The organism is Candidatus Eisenbacteria bacterium (assembly GCA_005893275.1).
Taxonomy (GTDB): domain Bacteria; phylum Eisenbacteria; class RBG-16-71-46; order SZUA-252; family SZUA-252; genus WS-7.
Genome location: VBOW01000018.1, coordinates 52403 through 73437 on the forward strand (window position 1 = coordinate 52403; position 21035 = coordinate 73437).

Sequence of the window (21035 nt, forward strand, 5' to 3'; positions counted from 1 at the left end):
GCCCCGGACCCGGTCTAACCCCTTTGATCCCAGAGCGGCCGTCGCCTTCATGACACAAAACCCCAAGCTGGGCGCCATTCTCTGCATCTGCCTCACCCTCGGGGGCGGGGCCCTGCTCTGCGGTCTTGCGGAGGGCAGCCTCTGGGGCTATGCGCGCACCGATCCCGCGTTCGGCGAAGGCCCCCTCGGCGGCGGGCACAGCGAGATGCCGCCCGGGTGGCTGATGCGGCGCCTCGACCCCGCGGGGCAGATGGAGCCGCCTTCCCCTGATCCATCCGTCAGCATCGATCCCTCCAACGGCCACATCCGCGAGATCTATCGCGAAGGGGGTATCGAGACGCGCCCGCCCATGGTCACGGACTTGGACGAATACTCGGGGCTTCTCACCGCCCGAACCTATCGCCGCCTTTGGCGCGATCAGTCGAAGACCAGCCGCTCGGTGGCCCGCGGCACCACCAGGCCCAAGGGCCTTTTCCACGCCGAGCTTCCCATCGCGATACCGAAGCAGCTTCGAGGGATCCTGGGGAACGGCGCCCCCAGCATCGACGTTTCCGGGAGCGAGACGATCACGCTGAGCGGCGTGAGCGATTGGACCGTGCGACGCCAGGACGCGGCCCAGTCGGAACGCAGGCGCCAGAGCGCGTTCCCCTCGCTCGAGATGAAACAGGACTTGCAAGTAAACCTCACCGGATCGATCGGCGACAAGATCAAGGTCGACGTGGACCAGTCGAGCAACGTCCAGACCTCGCTCGACAACAAGGTCAAGCTTCGCTACGAGGGGGACGAGGACGACATGATCAAGTCGATCGACCTCGGGAACACGAACCTTTCGCTCCAGGGCGCCTCGATCCGCCAGGAAGGGCTCTTCGGTGTGAAGACCGTGGCCAAGCTCGGCAACGTCGACGTGGTCACGATCGCGAGCAAACAGGAAGGGAAGACCGAGACCGCGCGGTTCACGCCGTCGGGCGAGAAGCGCCAGGTCAGGATCGCCGACCTCGACTACATCAAGAGGCAGTACTTCCTCATCAGTAGCACGCCGATGGTTTCTGGGGTTACTGGGTGGAAGCGGGAGACCCTCCAGGTGTACCGGGACGATCGCAGCGCCGACCACACGGGAAAGACCGAGGGGGTCGCGCGTCTCAATCCGGGAGCGCCGGCCGACTCGTCGAACCCGGAAATCCCCGGATTCTTCAAGGTCCTGACGCAGGGTACCGATTTCGACCTCATTCTCCCCTATGACACGGGATCGTCTGGGACCGAGATCCCGATCCTCAAGATGCGGTTCCCACTGAACGTGACCGACGTTCTTGCGGTAACCTACGTCGACAAGTCACCGACCGGACAGGACATACCCGTCGGAGACCCCAACAAGTTCCTACTCAAGGCGATCAAGCCGACCTCTGACGAGCCGGCAACGCTTGCCGGGGGCGCATACGACCCCAGCGATTCCTGGTACCCGACCATCCACTATGAGCTGAAGAACTTTTACGACCTGACCGCGCGGAACATCGCCAAGGAGACCTTGACGCTCAAGGTGCGACGCCGGGACAACGGCCTTTCGGTGGACCCGGACGCGATCGGCGGCAGACCGCTCCTGGAGGTCCTGGGTCTGGATCAGCAAGGAATCACGGTCGACACGCGCCCGGACGGAAGACTCGACGACCGGTACGTGTTCCCGGAGGAGGGGGTGCTCTTTTTCCCCGACCTTCATCCCTTTGCCCCTGGATGCGACACGACATTCCCGGTGTGCTTCGACAATATGAACCGGAACACGCTCCGGGGCGACTCCGCCAACCCGAATGTCTACTACACGAAGAATACCGACTTCACCACCCAGTCCCGTTATTACATCGAGGCCGAGTTCAAGAGCAGCCAGCAGGGCTACTTCCTGGGTCGGTTCAACATCCTGGAAAATTCCGAGCAGGTGAAGGTGAACGGCATCCCGCAAACCAAGGGTTCCCAGTACACCATCGACTACGACACGGGACAGCTCACGTTCACCGCGCCGCCCGGGCCGGACGACGTCATTTCGGTCGACTACTCGTTCGCTCCGGGGGTCGGCCAGGTCCAGCGGACCCTCTTGGGATTCTCCACATCATATAGCCCGAGCGCGGACCTGAGCGTGACCTCGAGCATGCTCTACGAGAGCCGGGGCGCCCAGGAGCTGAATCCGAAGCTGGGCGAGGAGCCGGCGCGCTCCATGGTGGGGGACCTGGCTTCGGTCATGACGTTCCGCCCTTCCTGGATGACCCAGTTCGCGAACCTCCTTCCGGGGGTGCACACGAGCGCTCCCTCCACGCTCAACTTGCAGGGCAACCTGGCGGTGAGCATGCCCAACCCCAACACCAAGGGGGAGGCCTACGTGGACGACATGGAAGGGAATCGCGAGTCGAACACCCTGGCGTTGGGCCGGACGACCTGGATGTGGAGCAGTATCCCCGTGGACACCGCCACGGGCCAGCCGATTTCGCTCCTCGTGTCCGACCATGCCCCCATCCAGTGGTACAACCCGCACAACTCGGGATCGATCGTCCACGAGCAGGACTTGAAGCCCGTCCTCACCAAGGAGGAGGGCGGGGACAACGAGCGGAGCGTGCTCGAGATAAACATGCTGAGCCCCACCGACAGCGCCAACACGTTCACCTCCGTGACCTGGACCGGGCTGACCCAGGCGCTCTCGAGGACCGGGCAGGACCTCTCGAGGACGCGGTTCGTCGAGATCTGGGTCAACGACAGGAGACAACTCGACCACGCGCAGACCCACGCGAAGCTCCATATCGACTTTGGCCGCGTGAGCGAGGACGCCCTCTGGGAGCGGAACGCCTTGCCCAACGACCGCCTCGATACGGAAGACAAGAACGGCGATACGAAGCTCGACAAAGACGAGGACACAGGCTTGGATGGGCTCCACAACGAGCAGGAGCCCGGGTTCACCGGAGCGAACGACCCGAACGGCGACGACTACCACTACACCACCGGCTCCCCAGACTACTCGGGGATCAATGGCACGGAGAACAACAGCAAGGACGATCCAAACGGCCGACCGGACACGGAAGACCTGAACCTCGATGGGCACCTGGACAAGGACAATGACTACTTCGAGGCGACGGTCGACCTGTCGGACACCACCTACGTGGCGGTGGATGTCGCGCGGGATTACCCAGGGCATCCCGTGGTGACCAAGAATCCCAACAACGGCTGGCGGCTCTTCCGGATCCCGCTCGACGGCCCCGCATTCCATACCGTCGGCCGCCCGAGCTGGGACAACATCAAGCACGCGAGGCTCTGGCTGGACGGAATGACGGCTCCGACCAATCTCCAGATCGCCGGCATCGAGCTGGTGGGAAGCCGGTGGCTCCCGAGGCCTCTCTCCGACGATCAAAGAACCCGGCAGGTGGTCCTCGACGTCAAGGTGCGGAACAACAAGGACGACGCGGGGGGGCCCGTGTTCTACAACGCGCCCTTCGACGTCCCCAACGCCGTGGGCGGGAACGCCACGCGCCGCGAGCAATCGCTCGCGCTGGCCTACGCCAATCTCAGCCCGCGCGATTCCGTCTTCGCGTTCAAGACCTTCTCGGATGCCGGAAACGGCGCCGGGTACACGCAGTACCGAGACATCCGCTTCTACGTGCACGGGGACGCCGGGGTCGACGCCCAGAAACTGAGTGTGGTGGCGCGCTTCGGCCCCGACACGGTCAACTACTACGAATACAGCCTCCCGGTGCGCACGGGCTGGCAGGACGCCCGGATCCCCATGGAGATCCTCTCCCGTCTCAAGGAAGCGAGCAACGAGCGGGTGAAGATCGACTCCCTGACCGGCGCCGACATCGGCGCGCGCTACACCGTGGTCGGAAACCCCAGCTTCACCCGGGTGAACCGGATCACGTTCGGGGTGACGGTGGTCGATACCACGGCGATCGGAGCGCCGGGCGAAGTTTGGATCGACGAGCTGAGGCTCGACGGCGTGCGCAAGGACGTGGGCAAGAGCGGGAATTTCGTCGTCCAAGGAAATTTCGGCGATGTGCTCTCGGTGAGCGGAAACTATCAAAAGCAGGATCAGGACTTCTTCCGGGTAGGCACGGGCGTGAATCGGGGGAGCGGCCTAAACCACACGGCGCTCGGATTCTCGAGCACCCTCCAGCTTGACCGAATGCTTCCCCTGACGGGGCTCGAGCTGCCCGTGACCGTGACCGTCGCCCACGCGACCGATGTGCCGAAGTACAGGACCGGATCGGACGTGGTGCTCGACCGGGCACGCTCCGACATCGAAACAAGGAGCACCGACCGGCAATCGGTCGATTTCCGGTACAGGCGGACCGGCCCCAGGAAAGGCTGGACGCGCTGGACCATCGATGCGGTCAGCGGCTCGATGCGCTACCAGCGAGAGGCGAACGTGGATCCCCAGTTCAACGATTCGACCTGGACCTTCACGACGGGGGGGAATTACAGCATCCCGATCGGCGGCGGCAAGGGGATTCCCTTCTCGAAGAACGTGCGGTTCAAATATCTCCCCGACGTCGTCTCCTTCGGCGCGGACTGGAACTCCTCGCGGCACGCGTACTACACCCGCTACCTCCAGGGCAACCAGGACTCCTCCGCCCTTCGCTCGAATGCATTGACCCGGCTCCTGACGCTCCGGACCGATGCCTCGTACCTCCCGATCGGGAACAGCCTCACGACGAGCTACCACCTCGAGTCGAGGCGCGACATGTTGATCCATCGCGAGGGCTTTATCGGAAACGTGGGAACCGAGGTGGGCCGCAACCAGACGATGACCATGGCCTGGGTGCCCCGGCGGGTCCTTTTCTTGAACCCGAACATCTCCCTCACGGGGACCTACCGAGAGGACGCGGGCTCGGGGGTTCGCGTGAATTCGTCCGATCCGCTGGGGCTCAAGAACATCGGCAATACCGGCTCGCTCCGGGCGACGACCACGATTCCTTTCTCGCGGTTCGCCAACCAGTTCAAGCCGGCAGGCTCGAGGCGCGACACGAGCGAAGCGAGCCCGCTGACCGCGCCGTTCCGTTTCATCTTCAGCCGGTTCCAGGACATCCAGACTACGTTCGCCTTCAACCGCGCCGCCGCGGTCTCGCGCGTGGTCGGGAGCCCCGGTTTCGCCTACCTGACCGGCTTCACACAGAAGTTCAACCCGTCGATCTATCGTGCCCCGAACTCGAACGTCGTGCAGAGCCGGTCGTACCTCACGACCGCCAATACGATCGTCGCGCCACTCAACCGACTCACGGTCACCGTGCACGCGGATCATCGGATCGATTACAACGACAACCTGGCCGGCGCACGCCGCATCTACACGCTGACCTGGCCGGACCTGAACGGCAGCTGGCTCCAGCTCCAGCAAATGCTCGGCATGGACGAGATGATGAGCTCGCTCGTGGTGAATTCGCATTACTCCGTGAGAAGCGAGGATCAGGGCCCGGCCGGAAAACCGATCGAGACCCATAGCGTGACCACGAACTGGGGACCGCTCCTCGGATGGGAGGCGTCGTTCAAGAATGGGATCCGCGCCAACGTGAACACGTCGCTCGCAAGGACCGAGGCTCTTGACCAGCGTCAAGGCGGCGTGAGCCGGACGCGCACGAGTACGACGCACGACATCCGGCTGACCAAGGTCTACCCCGCGAGCAAGGGAATCCGCTTCCCCTGGAGCAAGCGGCGTGTCAAGCTTCCGAACGACGTCAACTTGAACCTCACAATGGGAATCACGCGGGACAAGCAGGAGACGGACCAGCCGGGGTTCCCGACCCTTGTCGAAACCGATATCCAGCGGCTGAACGTCGGGAGCGGGACGACCTACAATTTCACGCCGTCGATCACGGGGGGGTTCGATCTCGCGTTCCGGCAGACGAAGGATTACAAACAGGACCTCACGCAGCGCGGGATCACGGTTGCCGTCAACGCGCAGTTCCGCTTCTAAGCGACGCCTGCTGGCGGCGGCGTTCCTCGCGGTTCTCCTTCCATCCTGCCGGCACCAAGCCTCGGCGGCGGCCTTCGACGGGAAGCAAGCCTTCGCGCTTCTGGAGCGCCAATGCGCGTTCGGTCCTCGGGTGCCCGGCACCGCCGCGCACGACTCCTGCTTTGCGTACCTCGTGGCCCGCTTGCGCGAGCTGGCGCCGGTCGTCCAGACGGACACCTTCACCTACAACTCGCCGGATCTCGGCCATGAGGTCCGGCTCATGAACGCCGTGGCGCGCTTTCGGCCCAAGTCGAAAGAGCGGATCCTCTTCGGGGCGCATTGGGACTCGCGGCCGTGGGCGGACCGCGATTCCATCCCCGCGCATCGAAACCTCCCCATCCTGGGGGCGAACGACGGGGCCTCCGGTGTCGCGGTGCTCCTCGAGGTGGCGCGGGTGCTCCGAAAGACCGGCACCCCCATCGGGGTCGACCTCGCCCTCTTCGACGGGGAGGATATGGGAACCGAGGCGAACCCGAGCGGCTTCTTTCGAGGCTCCACCCGCTTCGTGGAATCGCGCGGGGACGACCGGCCGCTCTTTGTCCTCGTGGTGGACATGGTCGGGAAGAAGAACCTGAACCTCCTGCGGGAAGCTATCTCCCGGGAACAGGCATCCAATATTGTGGATATGGTGTGGGAGGAAGCGCGCGAGCTGGGGGTACGGAATTTCCGATCCGGGCCCGGTCCAAGGGTATACGACGACCACGTTCCGTTCCTGAACGCCGGGATTCCGGCCATCGATTTGGTGGATTTTGATTTTCCGGAGTGGCATACGGCCGGCGATACACCCGCGGTGTGCTCTCCCGCCAGTTTGGAAGCGGTCGGCAGGGTCCTGGTAACCCTCGCAACCAAAGCTAGTTTCCTTTCCCGCTGAAATTTCCGCTTGATCGGACGGCTCTCCGCGGGCTAATTTGACGGGTCCGAGTGGACCCGCAGTCCACTCGAACTTTTTAGGCGCTGGCCCGGACATGGGTCGAGCCCGGGACGGACCGCATGGATCGTGGACAACTGAGGGAAGAGCTCACCCGACGCCTCCAGGCCCTCCTCGGCGAGGAGATGTTCGATCTTTGGGACCTGGATCTGGCCTCCCAGTCGGGTCGGACCGTGCTGCGCGTCGTTCTGGACCGTCCGACCGGCGTCACGATTGCCGATTGCGCATATTGGAATAAGAAAATCGGCCGATATCTCGAGGCCGAGAACGTGGTGCCCGGCAGCTATGTCTTGGAGGTCGGGTCCCCGGGAATCCAGCGGACGCTGTCGCGCCCCGAGCACTTCGCGCGTTTCGTCGGCCGGAGCGTCGAGATCAAGCTGCACGACCTCCACATGGGTCGCCGCACCTACCGCGGGGAGCTGCGGCAAGCCGGAGAAGGGACGATTTTGCTCGAGGATCCGATCGCGGGGGTCGTCTCGTTGCCGTACGCGGCGATCAAACACTCGCACATCGTCGCCGACCCGTGGGAGGGACTGCGCGCGAAGGAGCGCCGCCCGAAGGGATGAAAGCAGTGGCGAAAGAAACACACACAAGAGGCGTCAACTACGAGTTGATGGAGGCGATGGCGCAAATCGCCCGCGAGAAGAGCGTGGACAAGACCATCCTCGTCGAGACGCTCGAGGCGGGACTGCTCTCGGCCGGGCGAAAGCGCTTCGGTCAGACCGCCAATATCGAGGTGAAATTCGACGAGCCGAGCGGCCGGATTCTCATGAGGCTCACGCGGCGGGTCGTGGAGGACACCGAGGACCCGGCGCAGGAGATCGATCTGGAAGAGGCGCAGCAGTACGAGGCGGACGCCCGGATCGGGCAGGACTTCGTGCAGGAGCTGACGCTCGAGGACTTGGGTCGGAACGCGATCGCGGCGGCCAAGCAGGTGCTCGTCCAGCGCGTCCGCGAGGCGGAGCGCGAGCGCATCTACGAGGACTACCACGACCGGGTCGGCGAAATGGTGCGTGGGACCGTGCAGCAGGTCGACCGTGGAAATATCTACGTGAAGCTCGACCGGTCGGAGGCGATTCTTCCTCCGCGCGAGCAGATCGCGCGGGACCGCTACCACCAAGGGGATCACATCAAGGCCTACATCATCGCGGTCGACAAGCTCGCGCGCGGCCCGCAGATCATCCTCTCGCGGACCCATCCCGAGTTTCTGCGCCGGCTGTTCGAAGCCGAGGTGCCGGAAGTGGCGGAGAAGATCATCGAGATCAAGGGAATCGCGCGCGAGCCCGGTTCCCGCGCGAAGGTCTCGGTGCTCTCGAATGACGACAAGATCGACGCGGTCGGCGCTTGCGTGGGGATCAAAGGCTCCCGCGTGCAGGCGATCGTCCGCGAGCTGGGGGGTGAGAAGATCGACATCGTGCCCTGGAGCCAGGACGCGGTCGTCTTTGTGACGCGCTCGCTCTCCCCCGCCAAGGTGCTCGAGGCGCAGATCGTCGAAGCGGAGCAGAAGATCCTTGTCACGGTCGCGGACGACCAGCTGTCGCTCGCGATCGGGAAGGGGGGCCAGAACGCGAGGCTCGCCGCAAAGCTCACGGGCTGGAAGATCGATCTGATCTCGAAGAGCGAGCGCGACCGGCAGAAGGACTTGGAGCGCCGCTCGCGGATCGATATCGAAGATTTGGAAGGGGCCGGTCCGAAGCTGCGCGAGAAGCTGATCCGCGCGGGCATCGAGACTGTGCAGGATCTGCTCCGCGCCCCCATGGAGGAGATTCTCGCGATCCAGGGAATCGGCGAGAAGACCGCCGAGAAGCTGATCGAGGAGGCGAAGGAGCTTCAGGAGAGGCGGGGTCGCGAGCTGGCCGAAGAGGCCGCGCGCGCGGCTGCCGCCGCAAGCGAGCAAGCGATCCTGGCCGACGCGGCGGGCGAAGAAACGCGCCCGGTCGCCGAGGAAGCGCCGGCGCAGGAGGGTGTCTTGGGCGCGCCCGAAGAGGCGCCCACGGAGGGAGAGCCCGCCGAGGCGGCGCAGCAGGAGAATTCGGGCGGAGATACCCAAGACGAAACGAGGAGCGATGCCAGTTAAGAAGCGGCGTGTGTACGAGGTGGCCAAGGACATGGGCATGTCCAGCGAGGCCCTCGTCCATATCCTGAAATCCCTCTCGGTCGAGGTGAAGAGCCACATGAGCTCGGTCGGGGACGATGTCGTCGATCAGGTTCGCTCGAAGCTCGCGCGCGAGAAGGAGGCCGTCAAGGAAGAGGAGGCCCGCAAGCGCGAGAAGGCCATCCTGGCCGCGAAAGCCGAGGCGGAGCGGCGCGGCTCGCCTCCGGGCCGCGGCCCCGGCGTGGCATTCAAGCTCGGCGGCAAGGCGGGGAAGAAGAAAAAGCGCGCCGTGGACGAGAAGCTCATCCGGGCCAGCGTGAAGCGCACGCTCGCCGAGATGGACGGGAGCAAGCGCCGCCACCACCGCCGCGAGCGCGAGGAGGGGGTCGCGGTCGGGGTGGAGGAAGCGCCCCGCCTGATCCGCGTGAGCGAATTCATCTCCGTCGCGGAGCTGGCCGGACAGATGGAGGTAAAGCCCCAGGAAGTGATCCAGGTTTGCATGCAGCTCGGCATCATGGCCAACATCAACCGCCGCCTCGACAAGGACTCGATCATGGCGGTCGCGGACGAATTCGGATACGGGGTCGAGTTCGTGAGCGAGCTGGGCGAGGAGGAGGTCGAGGTCGCCGAGGAGACCGGCGTCCTCAAGCCGCGCCCGCCGGTGGTCACGATCATGGGGCACGTGGACCACGGCAAGACATCGCTCCTGGACTACATCCGGAAAACCAATGTGATCGCGGGCGAGGCCGGCGGCATCACGCAGCACATCGGTGCTTACGAGGTCGAGCTGCCGCGGGGGCAGAAGATCACCTTCCTCGACACGCCCGGCCATGAAGCGTTCACCGCGATGCGCGCGCGCGGCGCGCAGGCCACCGACATCGTCGTCGTCGTCGTGGCCGCCGACGACCGCGTCATGCCCCAGACGATCGAGGCGATCGACCACGCGCGCGCGGCGAACGTTCCGATCATCGTCGCGATCAACAAGATCGACCTTCCCGGCGCGAATGTCGACCTCGTGCGCCAGGACCTGGCCAAGCAGAATCTCCTTCCGGAAGAGTGGGGAGGAAAGACGATCGCGGTGCCGATTTCCGCCAAGCTCGGGACCGGCGTCGACCGTCTGCTCGAGATGATCCTGCTCCAATCCGAGATCTTGGAGCTCAAGGCCGATCCGAATAAGCCCGCGCGCGGGGTCGTGATCGAGTCGCGCGTGGAGCAAGGGCGCGGGATCGTCGCTACGGTGCTCGTCCAGAAGGGGACGCTCCGCGGCGGAGATGCGTTCGTCGCCGGCGCGCAATCGGGCAAGGTCCGGGCGATGAACAACGAGCGCGGGGGGCGCGTGCCCGAAGCGGGACCTTCGACCCCCGTCGAGGTCCTGGGCTGGAGCGGCGCGCCGCAGGCGGGGGACACCTTCGCGGCGATGGCCGACGAGCGCGAAGCGCGCGAGGTGGCGGCGAAACGCGCGCAGCTCCAGCGGGAGCAGGAGTTCCGCCTCCACAAGCACGTCACGCTCACCGACCTGTATTCCCAGATCCAGTCGGGAAGCGTGGGCGAGCTTCTGGTCGTGCTCAAGGGGGACGTGGACGGATCCGTCGAGGCTCTCGAGGACTCCCTGACCAAGCTCACCACCGAGGAGGTCAAGCTCCGCGTGATCCACCGCGGCGTCGGCCAGATCAGCGAGTCCGATGTGCTCCTCGCCACCGCGTCGAACGCGGTCATCATCGGGTTTCACGTGAAGCCCGATCCCAAGGCGACGGAGCTGGCGGGCAAGGAAAAGGTCGACGTCCGGCTCTACGAGATCATCTACGAGGCGGTCGCCGACGTGAAAGACGCGATGTCGGGCCTCCTGAAGCCCGAGATCCGCGAGACCGTCCTCGGCTCGGCCGAGGTGAGGCAGATCTTCAACACCACCAAGGCCGGCACGATCGCGGGTTGCAAGGTCGTTTCCGGAGCCATCCAGCGCAGCGCGCGCGCCCGCCTTCTCCGGGAGGGCTCGTCCGTTTGGGACGGAAAGATCGATTCCCTGCGGCGGTTCAAGGACGACGTGCGCGAGGTGGCGGCCCCGCTGGAGTGCGGAATCGGGCTCGAGGGACGCGACGACGTGAAAGTGAACGACATGATCGAAGCCTATGTCCTCGAGGAATTCGCGCGTCGGCTTACGTGAGATGGTAGTCGGCCTGCTCCAGATGGAGCTTCACCTTCCCGCCTCCCACTCGCTCAAGGCGAAGCGCTCGGTCGTGAACCACGTCAAGGAGCGGCTCCGGACGCGCTTCAACGCGTCCGTGGCGGAAGTGGACCACCAGGACTTGTGGCAGCGCGCGACGCTGGGCGTGGCGGTCGTGAGCGGAGAGCCGGGCGTGTTGGACAAGGTGCTTCGAGACATCCTGGCCTGCGTGGAGCGGGAGGACCGCCTCGCGGTCCTGGACTACCAGATCCGAATCGACTGACCGGCATTCCTACGATGCCTTCACGCAAGCAGAGTCCCCGCACGCGCCGCGTGGCGGACCGGATCCAGGTCGAGCTGGCCGAGATCCTGAGCACCAGGACGGAAGACCCGAGGCTTCGCGTGCTCTCGGTGACGGGAGCAGAGGTGAGCCGCGACTTCTCCCTCGCGAAGGTCTGGGTGGCCGGGACGCTCCTGACCCCGGACTCGGAACCCAACGTGCTCCAGGCGCTCGCCCGCGCGACGCCGTACTTTCGCAGCCTCCTGGCGGCCCGGCTGGGGCTTCGCATCGTCCCCGAGCTCCAGTTCCAGATCGACCGGTCGATCGAGAAGGGTGCGCGAATCGAGCAGCTCCTGCGTGAAATTCAGGAACCTCCCGATGAATGACGTCACGCTCGAGGGGCTCGAAGCGTTTCTTGCGGGTCGCGAGGAGTTCCTGGTGACCGCGCACATCGATCCCGACGGCGACGCGGTGGGATCCTGCCTCGGCCTCAAGCTCGCGCTGGATCACATGGGGAAAACGGCGGAGGTAGTGCTCGACTCGCCGGTCCCCGCCGCGCTCCTCTTCCTGCCGGCCGCGTCGACGATCCGGCGTCCGGATCATGTTCAGAAGAAATTCGATTCCGCCTTCGTGCTCGACAGCTCCTCGCTGGATCGTACGGGCTCGGTTCCGGAGCGTTGCCTGAATCCCGGAGCCAAGATCGCGGTCTTCGACCATCACTGGGGAAACGACGGGTTCGGAGATATCCGCCTCGTCAATCCGGAGGCGTCCGCCACGGCCGAGCTGGTCTACGACGTCATCGACCTTCTTCACATTCCGATCTCTCCCGAAATCGCCGAGTGCCTCTATGCCGGCATCCTCTCCGATACGGGCGGCTTCCGTTACGCGAACACCTCCTCCCGCACCCTGCGCGTCGCCGCGAGGTTGGTCGAGCGCGGGGCCAGGGCGCCCGTGGTCGCCGAGGCGCTCTACGCGACGAAAACGGCGCCGAGCTTGCGCATCCTGGGCTTGGCGCTCGCCTCGCTCGAGACGCGGAGCGGGGGAAGAATCGGGGCGATGACCATCTCACGGGACATGTTCGAGCGGGCGGGCGCGACGCCCGAGGATGCCGACGGAATCGTCCAGTATGCCAAGGCTCTCGCGGGCGCGCGTGTGGGCGTGCTCGTCCAAGAGGTGGCGCCGAACGAAATCAGAGCGAGCCTCCGGTCGGACGGGACGGTGGATGTGAACGAGGTGGCGTCCCTGTTCGGCGGCGGAGGTCACCGGAACGCGGCGGGGCTTCGGGTGCGGGGGGATTTGGAGCGGGTCCGAAACGACCTCTACGAGGCCCTCGACCGGGCGATGAATGGCGGACCTCCTCCATCTGCTGGATAAGCCGGAAGGCTGGACCTCCCACGACGTGGTCGCGCGCATGCGGCGAATCCTGGGCGAGCGCCGCGTGGGCCACGCCGGAACGCTCGATCCTTTCGCCACGGGGCTCCTCATCCTGGCCGAAGGGCGGGCGACGGCGCTCCTCGGCTGCGTGAGCCTCCTCCCGAAACGCTATCTCGCGAAGGCGCGCCTCGGGATCGCGACCGACACGCAGGACCGAACCGGGAAGCCCATCCGCGTCTCGGAGCGGATCCCCGGGCGGGAAGGGATCCAGGCGGCGCTCGAGCGCCTGCGTGGGGTGACCCGCCAGCGCCCGCCGCTCTATTCGGCGGTAAGGGTGCGGGGTGAGCGGCTCTATAAGGCGGCGCGCCGGGGTGAATCCCCGGACCCCGGGGAGCGTACGATCCGGGTCTATGAGCTTGAGGTGCTCGACGGCACGTTGCCGGAGCTTGGCCTCGACTTGACGGTGAGCCGGGGCACGTACGTGCGCACGCTGGCCCATGACTTGGGCGAGTTGCTCGGGTGCGGCGCCCACCTCCTCTCCTTGCGCCGGATCGCATCGGGACCATTCCACGTGGACGAGGCCCTTTCGCCCGAGCCCTGCTCCGGGAATGGGGCGGGCGATTTTCGCGGGCGCGCGCTCACCCCCGCCCAAGCTGTGATGCACCTGCCGCGCGCGACGCTCACCTCGGAGGAGGCGGCGCGGCTCCGCCACGGTCGCGCGCCGGCTCTGGGCCCCGACCGGATCGAGCCCGCGCCCCTCGGCTATCCGCTTCCTCCCGGGGAGACGCGCTGGCCGCTCGCCCTTCTCGCGCCGGAGGGTGAGCTGCTCGGGCTCGCGGAATCCCCGTGCCCGGCGGTCCCTTCCGAGGCGCCACCCCAGGCCGTGGTCCGTCTTCTGCGCGTGTTTCCATGACCCGGATCTCACGTCCGATCGCGATGACGATCGGGGTTTTTGACGGGTTGCACTTGGGTCACCAGCGCGTGATCGCGGCGACCGTGGAGGTCGCGCGAGAGCGCGGCGGGATCGCGTGGGTGACGACCTTCGACCCGCACCCCGACACGATCGTGCGCGGCGTGCCGCCTCGTCCTTGGATCACCCCCCCGGAGGAGCGCGAAGAGCTGCTCCACGCGATGGGTGTCGACCGGGTGCACGTGGAGCGCTTCGATAGGAGCGTTCAGGCCCTGCCGCCCGAGGGATTCATCGACCGCGTGCTCGGCGTCGGCGCGCCGCTGGCGGTGCTCGTCATCGGACCCGATTTTCGGATGGGGCGCGACCGTGTCGGAGACCGCGCGTATCTCGAAGCTCTGGGGGAGCGACGCGGATTCGCGGTCCGTGAGGTGCCGTTCCTCATGGGGGGTGGAGGAAAGCTCTCGAGCACCGCGCTGAGGGGGCTCATCCAGGCGGGGTCGGTCGAGGAAGCGTCGGCGATGCTCGGCCGCCCGTACTCGCTGCGCGGCCGGGTCGGTTCCGGCGCCGGCCGCGGCAGGCAGCTAGGGTACCCCACGGCCAATTTGGAGGTTCACCCGGCGAAGCTCTTGCCCGCACCAGGTATTTACATATCCAGCAATAGATTGCTTGGAATCACATGGCCCGGCCTTACGTACGTCGGAAGCGCGGAGACGTTTGGGCCGGGGCCGGTCCGGGTCGAGGCGCATCTTCTGGATTACGACGGCAAGGAGTCGCTCCGCGGGAAGGTGCTCGTCACGAGCCTCGTGCGGAGGCTCCGCGGAGACGAGGTCTTCGAAAGCCCCGAGGCGCTCATCCGGGCCATGGATCAGGACCGGGCAAGGGCCGCGGAATACTGGAGTTCCAGGGCGGCCGCGCGTGGAACGATATCGGGGAGCGTCCCAGATTGAGCGTTGCATCCAGATTCCACTCTGTTGTAAAGTGCGGCCGTCCAGAGAGAGAGGGAAAGTCATGGAGGTGGACCACCGGTGCCGTTGACACCTGAGAGGAAGCGCGAGGTTATCGATCACTTCCGCACCCACGAGACGGACTCGGGGTCCGCGGAAGTCCAGATCGCGCTCCTGACCGAACGCATCAAATACCTGACGGAGCACTTCAAGGTGCACAAGCGCGACCATCACAGTCGGCGCGGGTTGCTCCGAATGGTCGGTCAACGACGCAGGCTGCTCGACTATCTGAAGTCCTCCAACGTCGAGCGCTACCGGATGGTGGTCAAGGAGCTCGGTCTCCGCAAATAGCGCTCCTGTCCGGGCGGCAGCGCGCCCGCGAGCACGCTCACCCGAAGACTCCCCCAAAACTCCCTGCGCTCCGTCCGGCTCCATGGCCGCCCTGCGGAGCGCCTCGTTGCATTAGAAGGGTCATGATCGAATCGAGAGATGGAAGGAGAAGAGAATGCCCGAATCTGTAAGCCTCGACCTTGGGGGCCGTACCTTCAGCATCGAAGTCGGCAAGGTCGCCAAGCAAGCCTCCGGGTCAGCGTGGGTGCGGTACGGGGACACGGTGGTTCTGGTCGCCGCGGTCGCATCCAAGTACCCGATCGACAAGGACTTCTTTCCCCTTAGCGTGGAATACCGGGAGAAGACCTACGCAGCCGGGAAGATCCCCGGTGGTTTCTTCAAGCGCGAGGGGCGACCCACGGAGAAGGAAATCCTGAGCAGCCGGTTGATCGACCGTCCGCTGCGGCCTTTGTTCCCGGACGGTTTCCGCAACGAGATCCAGATCTCCGCCACGGTCCTTTCCTCGGATCAGGCGAATGATTCGGACATCCTGGGAATCACCGGCGCCTCGGTCGCGCTCATGGTCTCGGACATCCCGTTTCCGGAGCCGGTCTCGGGGGTCAGAGTCGGATTCGTGGAAGGCAAGCTGGTCCTGAATCCGACGTTCCAGGAGCTGGAGCAATCCGCCCTGGACATGGTCGTGGCCGGCACCGATTCCTCGATCGTGATGGTCGAGGGAGGGGCCCGCGAAGTGCCCGAAGCGACGGTTGTGGAGGCGCTCCGGTTCGCGCACAAGCACATCCTCGAGCTGAACAAGATCCAGGTCGAGCTTCGGCGCCGCATCGGGAAGCCGAAGCGCGAGTTTGCCGTTCCGCCGAAGGATGCGGGCCTCGAGGCGGCCGTGGAGCGCGAGTTCGGCGATCGCGTCCGCCGGGCAAACGAGATTCAAACGAAGGAGGAGCGCCAGGCGGAGCTCGACCGCGTGAAGGAAGAGGCGCTCGCCAAATTCGAGGAGTCCCACCCCGATATGGGGAAGCAGATCGCCACGATCCTCGAGCACATCGAGAGCCAGGATCTGCGTCGTCGGATCTTGAAGGAAGGCCGGCGCGCCGACGGGCGGGGCCCGGACGACATCAGGGCGATCACGTGCGAAGTCGGCGTGCTGCCGCGCACGCACGGATCCGCGCTCTTCACCCGCGGCCAAACCCAGAGCCTGGTCGCGACGACGCTCGGAACGAAAGTGGACGAGCAGCGCGTCGAGGAGCTGGAAGGTCAGTCCTGGAAGAGCTACATGCTGCATTATAACTTCCCGCCCTTCAGCGTCGGGGAGGTGAGACCGATGCGCGGGCCCGGCCGGCGCGAAATCGGCCACGGCGCGCTCGCCGAACGCGCGATCGAGCCCCTGATTCCTTCCGACATCGACTTCCCCTACACCATTCGCGTCGTCTCGGACATTCTCGAGTCAAACGGTAGCTCGTCGATGGCGACGGTGTGCGGGGGTAGTCTTTCCTTGATGGACGCGGGCGTTCCGATCAAGGCCCACGTCGCCGGAATCGCGATGGGCCTGATCAAAGATGGAAATGACATCGCGATCCTGACGGACATTCTGGGCGTCGAGGATCATCTGGGGGACATGGACTTCAAGGTGACCGGCACCCGCGAGGGCATCACCGCGTTCCAGATGGACATCAAGATCGAAGGCCTCTCGATGGACATCATGTCGCGCGCGCTCGAGAAGGCCCGCGTCGCGAGGATGCACGTCCTGGGCAAGATGGAGGCGGCGATCGCGACACCGCGCGCCGAGCTCTCGCCCTACGCGCCGCGGATCTACATCATGATGATCGATCCGGACAAGATCCGGGAGGTCATCGGACCAGGCGGCAAGATGATCAAGAAGATCAGCGCCGAGACGGGGACCCAGATCGACATCGAGGACTCCGGCGAAGTCCGCATCGCAGCGTTCAGCGGGGCGGACGGGGACCGGGCGCGAGACATCATCCGATCGATCACCGAGGACCCCGAGGTCGGGCGCATTTATTCGGGGATCGTGCGCCGGGTGGTGCCGTTCGGGGCCTTCGTCGAAATCTCCCCGGGCAAAGACGGCTTGGTCCACATCTCGGAGCTCGAGCCGCACCGCGTGGAGCGGGTCGAGGACGTCATCAACGAAGGGGACACGGTCCTGGTCAAGGTGATCGGGATCGACCGCGAAGGCAAGATCAAGCTGAGCCGCAAGCAAGCGCTCCCGGGATACGAGGAGTCCGGGGACCACGAAGCACAGCGCCGGCCGCCGGGCGGCGGCGGGGAGCGCCCCCGGAGGAAGCCGGAGCACTCGCGCCGCTAGCGCGCCGTCGAAGAGCGGTTCGGACCACGTCCAGCGGAGGCCACGGCCTCCGTTCTGGTTTGAGGAGGGTCGTTGGACGAAGGGGATCGGTTTCGCCGGGTCGAGCTTCCGTCCGGCCTGACCGTGATCGGCGAGCACGTGGACTCCGTGCGTTCCCTGTCGATCGGGGTTTGGGTCAAGGTAGGGGCGCGGCATGAGGCGACGCCCGAATCGGGGATGTCGCATTTCCTCGAGCACATGGTTTTCAAGGGAACGCACACCCGGGACGCCTACGAGCTGGCGCTGAGCCTGGAATCGGTCGGCGGCCACCTGGACGCGTTCACCGGCCGCGAAGTGACCTGTTTCGACGCGCGCGCTTTGGACGAGCACTTGAACCTCGCGGTGGAGGTGCTCGCGGATCTCGTTCTGAACCCCAAGCTCGATCCCGACGACGTGGAGAAGGAAAAGAAGGTCATTCTGGACGAGATCCACACCTACGAGGACACGCCCGACGAGAGAATCCACGACCTTTTCGCCGACGTCGTGTGGTCCGGGCATCCGCTGGGCAACCGGATCCTCGGCACCCGCGAATCGGTCCAGGCATTTACGCGTGAGGACGTCGCGCGCTACCACGCGCGCCGGTACTGCGCTTCCAATCTTCTCGTCGCGATCGCGGGCCGCTTCGACTGGGAGCGGTTCGTGGGTGAGGTTTCGTCCCGGTTCGGCGATGCTCCGCCCGGGGTCCCGCCCGAATCCAAGAGCGTGCAACCGAACGGCCGGGACGTGGTTCATCATGTAAAGGACCTGGCGCAGCAATACCTCTGTATCGGCGGCCGGGGTCTCCCATCCCAGCATCCCGACCGCCACGCACTGATCGTTCTCTCAACCCTGCTGGGCGGAGGCATGAGCTCACGCCTGTTCCAGCGGGTGCGGGAGCAGGAGGGGTTGGCCTATTCGGTCTATACCTATGCGGATTTCTACCGCGACGCGGGAATCATCTGCGCGGGGATGAACGTCCAGCCGCAGCACGGCCGGAGGGTCGTGGCGCTGACGCTGGAAGAGTTCGAGCGCGTCATCCGGCAGGGCGTACCTGAAAATGAGCTCCGTTCCGTGAAGGCACAGCTCAAGGGGAATCTCCTCCTGGGGCTCGAGAGCACTTCGAACCGGATGAACCGGATCGCGCGGAACCAGCTTTATGAAGGACGCTTCGTCTCTGTGGACGAGCTGGTTCGGAGGGTGGACTTGGTGCGATCCGAAGATGTCCAAAGGGTGGCGTTGGAGTTGATCTCGCGCGATCGGATCTCGCTCGTCGCGCTCGGGCCCAGCGCGGGCTCCGAGTTCGAAACGGGTGACCTCATGCTCGGAACCGCCGCGTGAGCGATCGGCCGGATCTCGAGGACCGGATGGAGGCGGGCGCGGTTCCGCTGCGCGTTTCCCTGGAGCCGCACGCGTTCGCTCCGCCCGCCTACCAAAGCGAGCATGCCGCCGGGCTTGACGTCTTCGCGGCCGTCTTGGAGCCGCTCACGATTGGACCGGGCCAGGTGGCGGCGGTGCCGACCGGCGTGCGCCTGGAGATCCCCCGCGGGTATGAAGCCCAGGTGCGGCCGCGCAGCGGGCTCGCGCTCAGGCACCGGATCGGGATTCCGAACGGTCCGGGAACGATCGACGCCGATTACCGCGGAGAAGTGAAGGTCTTGCTCATCAACTTCGGGGAAGAGCCGTACATCGTTCATCGCGGCGACCGAATCGCCCAGCTCGTGTTCGCCAGAGTGGCCAGAGTCTCGCTCACGGTAGCGGCCGCGCTCCATGAGACCGCGCGAGGCGACGGCGGATTCGGACACACCGGGCGATGACGCGCCATCAGGCGCGCGGATGCACGGGCCGCAGGCTCCTTCTGGGATGCGCCCTTCTCGCCTTTCTTCTCTCCTCGCTCCTGATGGTTCCACTGCGCCGGGATCGCGCCGAGGCGCTCGAGCCCACGCCCCCGTCGAACCCGGATACGGTCGACCTCACGCCGTATCTCACCCAGCGGGAAGCACGACACGCCAAGGTGCCGTGGAAAATCGGCGAGTACTTCCAGTTCTCGATCGATTGGAGCGGCTTGAACGGCGGGAACGCGCTCATGCAGGTCCAGAACATGCAAACCGTCGACGGACGCCGCACGTGGCGAATCGTCACGAAGGCGGAGTCGAACTCGTTCGTCTCGAAGTTCTACAAGGTGCGCGACCGCGCGGAATCCTTCGTCGACGCCGAATCTCTCTATACGCGCCGTTTCGAAAAACATATCCGGGAAGGGTCCTACAAGAAGGATCTCTCGGTGAGGTTCGACCAGGAGAACCGGAAGGCGATCTATCAAGACGGGAAGTCCTACGAAGTGGCGCCCCAAGTGCAGGACGTCCTTTCCGCCTTCTACTACGTGAGGACGCTTCCGCTCCCGGACGGCGCCACGATCGTAATCCCCACGCATGACAACGAGAAGACCTACGACATGGTGGTGAACGTGATCCGGCGCGAGCGGGTCGAAGTGCCGGCCGGTAAATTCGATTGCGTCCTGGTGGAGCCGGTGCTCAAGTCCGAGGGAATCTTCAAGTCCAGAGGTCAGATGTACGTCTGGCTTTCGGACGACGAGCGGAGGATCCCGGTGCAGGTCAAGAGCAAAGTTCCCATCGGGTCGATCTCAGTGAGCCTGACCGATATGAGACTCGCTTTCGTGGGAAAACGGTGAGCCCGCGGGAGGAGATTGATTTGTCGGGGGTCCGCACGATTCCCGTCGCCGAGCGTCCCACCAAAGTGCGCGTGGAGCAGTTCGCTCCGGCGCCCGATCCGAGCGCGCCCCAAGGAGCCTTCGAGCGCTTCCTCCCCGACCTACTCTCCGGCGCTTCTCTCCGGGCCTTGATCGCCGCCTGGGACGAAGCCAAGAAAGGCGGCCGCCCCATCCTCGGGATGTTTGGCGGGCATGTGATCAAGACGGGGGTGCAGCGTCCGCTTCTCTCCCTGATGGATGAGGGAGCGTTCTCGGCAATCGCGATGAACGGCGCGGCCGCGATCCACGATTTCGAGATCGCGATGTGGGGGAACACTTCCGAGCCCGTCGAGGAAACGCTCGGCTCGGGACGCTTCGGAATGGTGGAAGAGACGCCGGCTCTCATGAACCGGGCGGTGAAGGAGGGCTTGGACCGGGGCGAGGGGATGGGAGAAGCGCTTGGGCGCTTTCTGCTGGATTCGCGCGCCAAGAACTCCGGGCTGAGCCTCCTCGCGCGGGCCGCGGAACGGTCGCTCCCGCTTACCGTGCACGTGGCGATCGGGACCGACACCCTTCATCAGCACCCGAGCTTCGACGGGGCCAGGACCGGCCTCGCGACGCACCGAGATTTCAAGATCCTCGCGGCCGCGATGCGCCGGCTCTCCGGCGGCGTGGTTCTGAACTTCGGCTCGGCGGTGATTCTGCCCGAGGTCTTCCTGAAGGCGCTCTCCCTCGTGCGCAACCTCGGACATGATGCCGGCGGATTCACGGCGGCGAATTTCGATCAGATTCGACATTACCGGCCCGAAAAGAACATCCTGGAGCGGCCGCTCCAGGGGGCCGGGCAGGGCCTCTCGTTCGTCGGACCGCACGAGCTCTGGATTCCGCTCTTGGCCACCCTCTACCTCGCCAGGACGAAGCGGGCGGCTCCGTGAAGGGGTGTCGCCTCCGCCGAACATGCCGGCGCTGAGCGGGG

General features: G+C 65.4%; 16 protein-coding genes. All 16 read left to right on the forward strand.

Features of this window, described 5'->3' with window-relative positions; genetic code table 11:
* The first annotated feature begins 49 nt into the window (after nt 1-49).
* The 16 genes from sprA to E6K76_03415 all read left to right on the forward strand — a co-directional run bounded on the left by sprA (nt 50) and on the right by E6K76_03415 (nt 20994).
* The gene (sprA, locus tag E6K76_03340; GenBank protein ID TMQ59963.1) at nt 50-5935 is read left to right on the forward strand and encodes a cell surface protein SprA; all 5886 of its coding nucleotides are present in this window, start codon (nt 50-52) and stop codon (nt 5933-5935) included.
* Nucleotides 5907-6845, forward strand: a complete 939-nt coding sequence (locus tag E6K76_03345; GenBank protein ID TMQ59964.1) for a M28 family peptidase — start codon at nt 5907-5909, stop codon at nt 6843-6845. The genes sprA and E6K76_03345 overlap by 29 nt, the downstream gene beginning before the upstream one ends.
* A gap of 119 nt (nt 6846-6964) precedes the next feature.
* Entirely contained in the window at nt 6965-7468 is a 504-nt protein-coding gene (locus E6K76_03350; protein TMQ59965.1) for a ribosome maturation factor RimP, read from the forward strand.
* Entirely contained in the window at nt 7465-8979 is a 1515-nt protein-coding gene (nusA, locus tag E6K76_03355; GenBank protein ID TMQ59966.1) for a transcription termination/antitermination protein NusA, read from the forward strand. Before E6K76_03350 ends, nusA begins: the two co-directional genes overlap by 4 nt.
* Complete coding sequence (infB, locus tag E6K76_03360) at nt 8969-11158, forward strand: translation initiation factor IF-2 (protein ID TMQ59967.1); 2190 nt, start codon at nt 8969-8971, stop codon at nt 11156-11158. The genes nusA and infB overlap by 11 nt, the downstream gene beginning before the upstream one ends.
* A gap of 1 nt (nt 11159) precedes the next feature.
* Nucleotides 11160-11441, forward strand: coding sequence for a DUF503 domain-containing protein (locus E6K76_03365; GenBank protein TMQ59968.1), 282 nt, complete (start codon nt 11160-11162; stop codon nt 11439-11441).
* Nucleotides 11442-11455: 14 nt separating this feature from the next.
* A complete protein-coding gene (gene rbfA, locus E6K76_03370) occupies nt 11456-11824 on the forward strand; it encodes a 30S ribosome-binding factor RbfA (protein ID TMQ59969.1) in 369 nt (122 codons plus the stop codon).
* Nucleotides 11817-12812, forward strand: coding sequence for a bifunctional oligoribonuclease/PAP phosphatase NrnA (locus E6K76_03375; protein TMQ59970.1), 996 nt, complete (start codon nt 11817-11819; stop codon nt 12810-12812). The genes rbfA and E6K76_03375 overlap by 8 nt, the downstream gene beginning before the upstream one ends.
* On the forward strand, nt 12784-13725 hold the full coding sequence (truB, locus tag E6K76_03380) for a tRNA pseudouridine(55) synthase TruB (GenBank protein ID TMQ59971.1): 942 nt from the start codon (nt 12784-12786) through the stop codon (nt 13723-13725). The genes E6K76_03375 and truB overlap by 29 nt, the downstream gene beginning before the upstream one ends.
* Nucleotides 13722-14669, forward strand: coding sequence for a bifunctional riboflavin kinase/FMN adenylyltransferase (locus E6K76_03385; GenBank protein TMQ59972.1), 948 nt, complete (start codon nt 13722-13724; stop codon nt 14667-14669). The genes truB and E6K76_03385 overlap by 4 nt, the downstream gene beginning before the upstream one ends.
* Before the next feature lie 78 nt (nt 14670-14747).
* A complete protein-coding gene (gene rpsO / locus E6K76_03390) occupies nt 14748-15017 on the forward strand; it encodes a 30S ribosomal protein S15 (protein ID TMQ59973.1) in 270 nt (89 codons plus the stop codon).
* 154 nt (nt 15018-15171) lie between these two features.
* Nucleotides 15172-17337 (forward strand): polyribonucleotide nucleotidyltransferase, encoded by a 2166-nt coding sequence (pnp, locus tag E6K76_03395; GenBank protein TMQ59974.1) that lies wholly within the window; start codon nt 15172-15174, stop codon nt 17335-17337.
* A 72-nt stretch (nt 17338-17409) separates the two neighbouring features.
* A complete protein-coding gene (locus E6K76_03400) occupies nt 17410-18693 on the forward strand; it encodes an insulinase family protein (GenBank protein ID TMQ59975.1) in 1284 nt (427 codons plus the stop codon).
* Nucleotides 18694-18719: 26 nt separating this feature from the next.
* Nucleotides 18720-19169 (forward strand): dUTP diphosphatase, encoded by a 450-nt coding sequence (locus tag E6K76_03405; protein ID TMQ59991.1) that lies wholly within the window; start codon nt 18720-18722, stop codon nt 19167-19169.
* The gene (locus E6K76_03410; GenBank protein TMQ59976.1) at nt 19166-20041 is read left to right on the forward strand and encodes a DUF3108 domain-containing protein; all 876 of its coding nucleotides are present in this window, start codon (nt 19166-19168) and stop codon (nt 20039-20041) included. The genes E6K76_03405 and E6K76_03410 overlap by 4 nt, the downstream gene beginning before the upstream one ends.
* 20 nt (nt 20042-20061) lie before the next feature.
* Nucleotides 20062-20994 carry a hypothetical protein gene (locus tag E6K76_03415; GenBank protein TMQ59977.1) on the forward strand — a complete coding sequence of 311 codons (933 nt, stop codon included), beginning with the start codon at nt 20062-20064 and terminating at the stop codon, nt 20992-20994.
* The last annotated feature ends 41 nt before the right edge of the window (nt 20995-21035 follow it).

Coding starts and splice junctions, on each gene's coding strand:
- sprA (TMQ59963.1), top strand. CDS start 50: ATGACACAAAACCCCAAGCTGGGCGCCATTCTCTGCATCTGCCTCACC.
- E6K76_03350 (TMQ59965.1), top strand. CDS start 6,965: ATGGATCGTGGACAACTGAGGGAAGAGCTCACCCGACGCCTCCAGGCC.
- nusA (TMQ59966.1), top strand. CDS start 7,465: ATGAAAGCAGTGGCGAAAGAAACACACACAAGAGGCGTCAACTACGAG.
- infB (TMQ59967.1), top strand. CDS start 8,969: ATGCCAGTTAAGAAGCGGCGTGTGTACGAGGTGGCCAAGGACATGGGC.
- E6K76_03365 (TMQ59968.1), top strand. CDS start 11,160: ATGGTAGTCGGCCTGCTCCAGATGGAGCTTCACCTTCCCGCCTCCCAC.
- rbfA (TMQ59969.1), top strand. CDS start 11,456: ATGCCTTCACGCAAGCAGAGTCCCCGCACGCGCCGCGTGGCGGACCGG.
- E6K76_03375 (TMQ59970.1), top strand. CDS start 11,817: ATGAATGACGTCACGCTCGAGGGGCTCGAAGCGTTTCTTGCGGGTCGC.
- truB (TMQ59971.1), top strand. CDS start 12,784: ATGGCGGACCTCCTCCATCTGCTGGATAAGCCGGAAGGCTGGACCTCC.
- E6K76_03385 (TMQ59972.1), top strand. CDS start 13,722: ATGACCCGGATCTCACGTCCGATCGCGATGACGATCGGGGTTTTTGAC.
- pnp (TMQ59974.1), top strand. CDS start 15,172: ATGCCCGAATCTGTAAGCCTCGACCTTGGGGGCCGTACCTTCAGCATC.
- E6K76_03405 (TMQ59991.1), top strand. CDS start 18,720: ATGGAGGCGGGCGCGGTTCCGCTGCGCGTTTCCCTGGAGCCGCACGCG.
- E6K76_03410 (TMQ59976.1), top strand. CDS start 19,166: ATGACGCGCCATCAGGCGCGCGGATGCACGGGCCGCAGGCTCCTTCTG.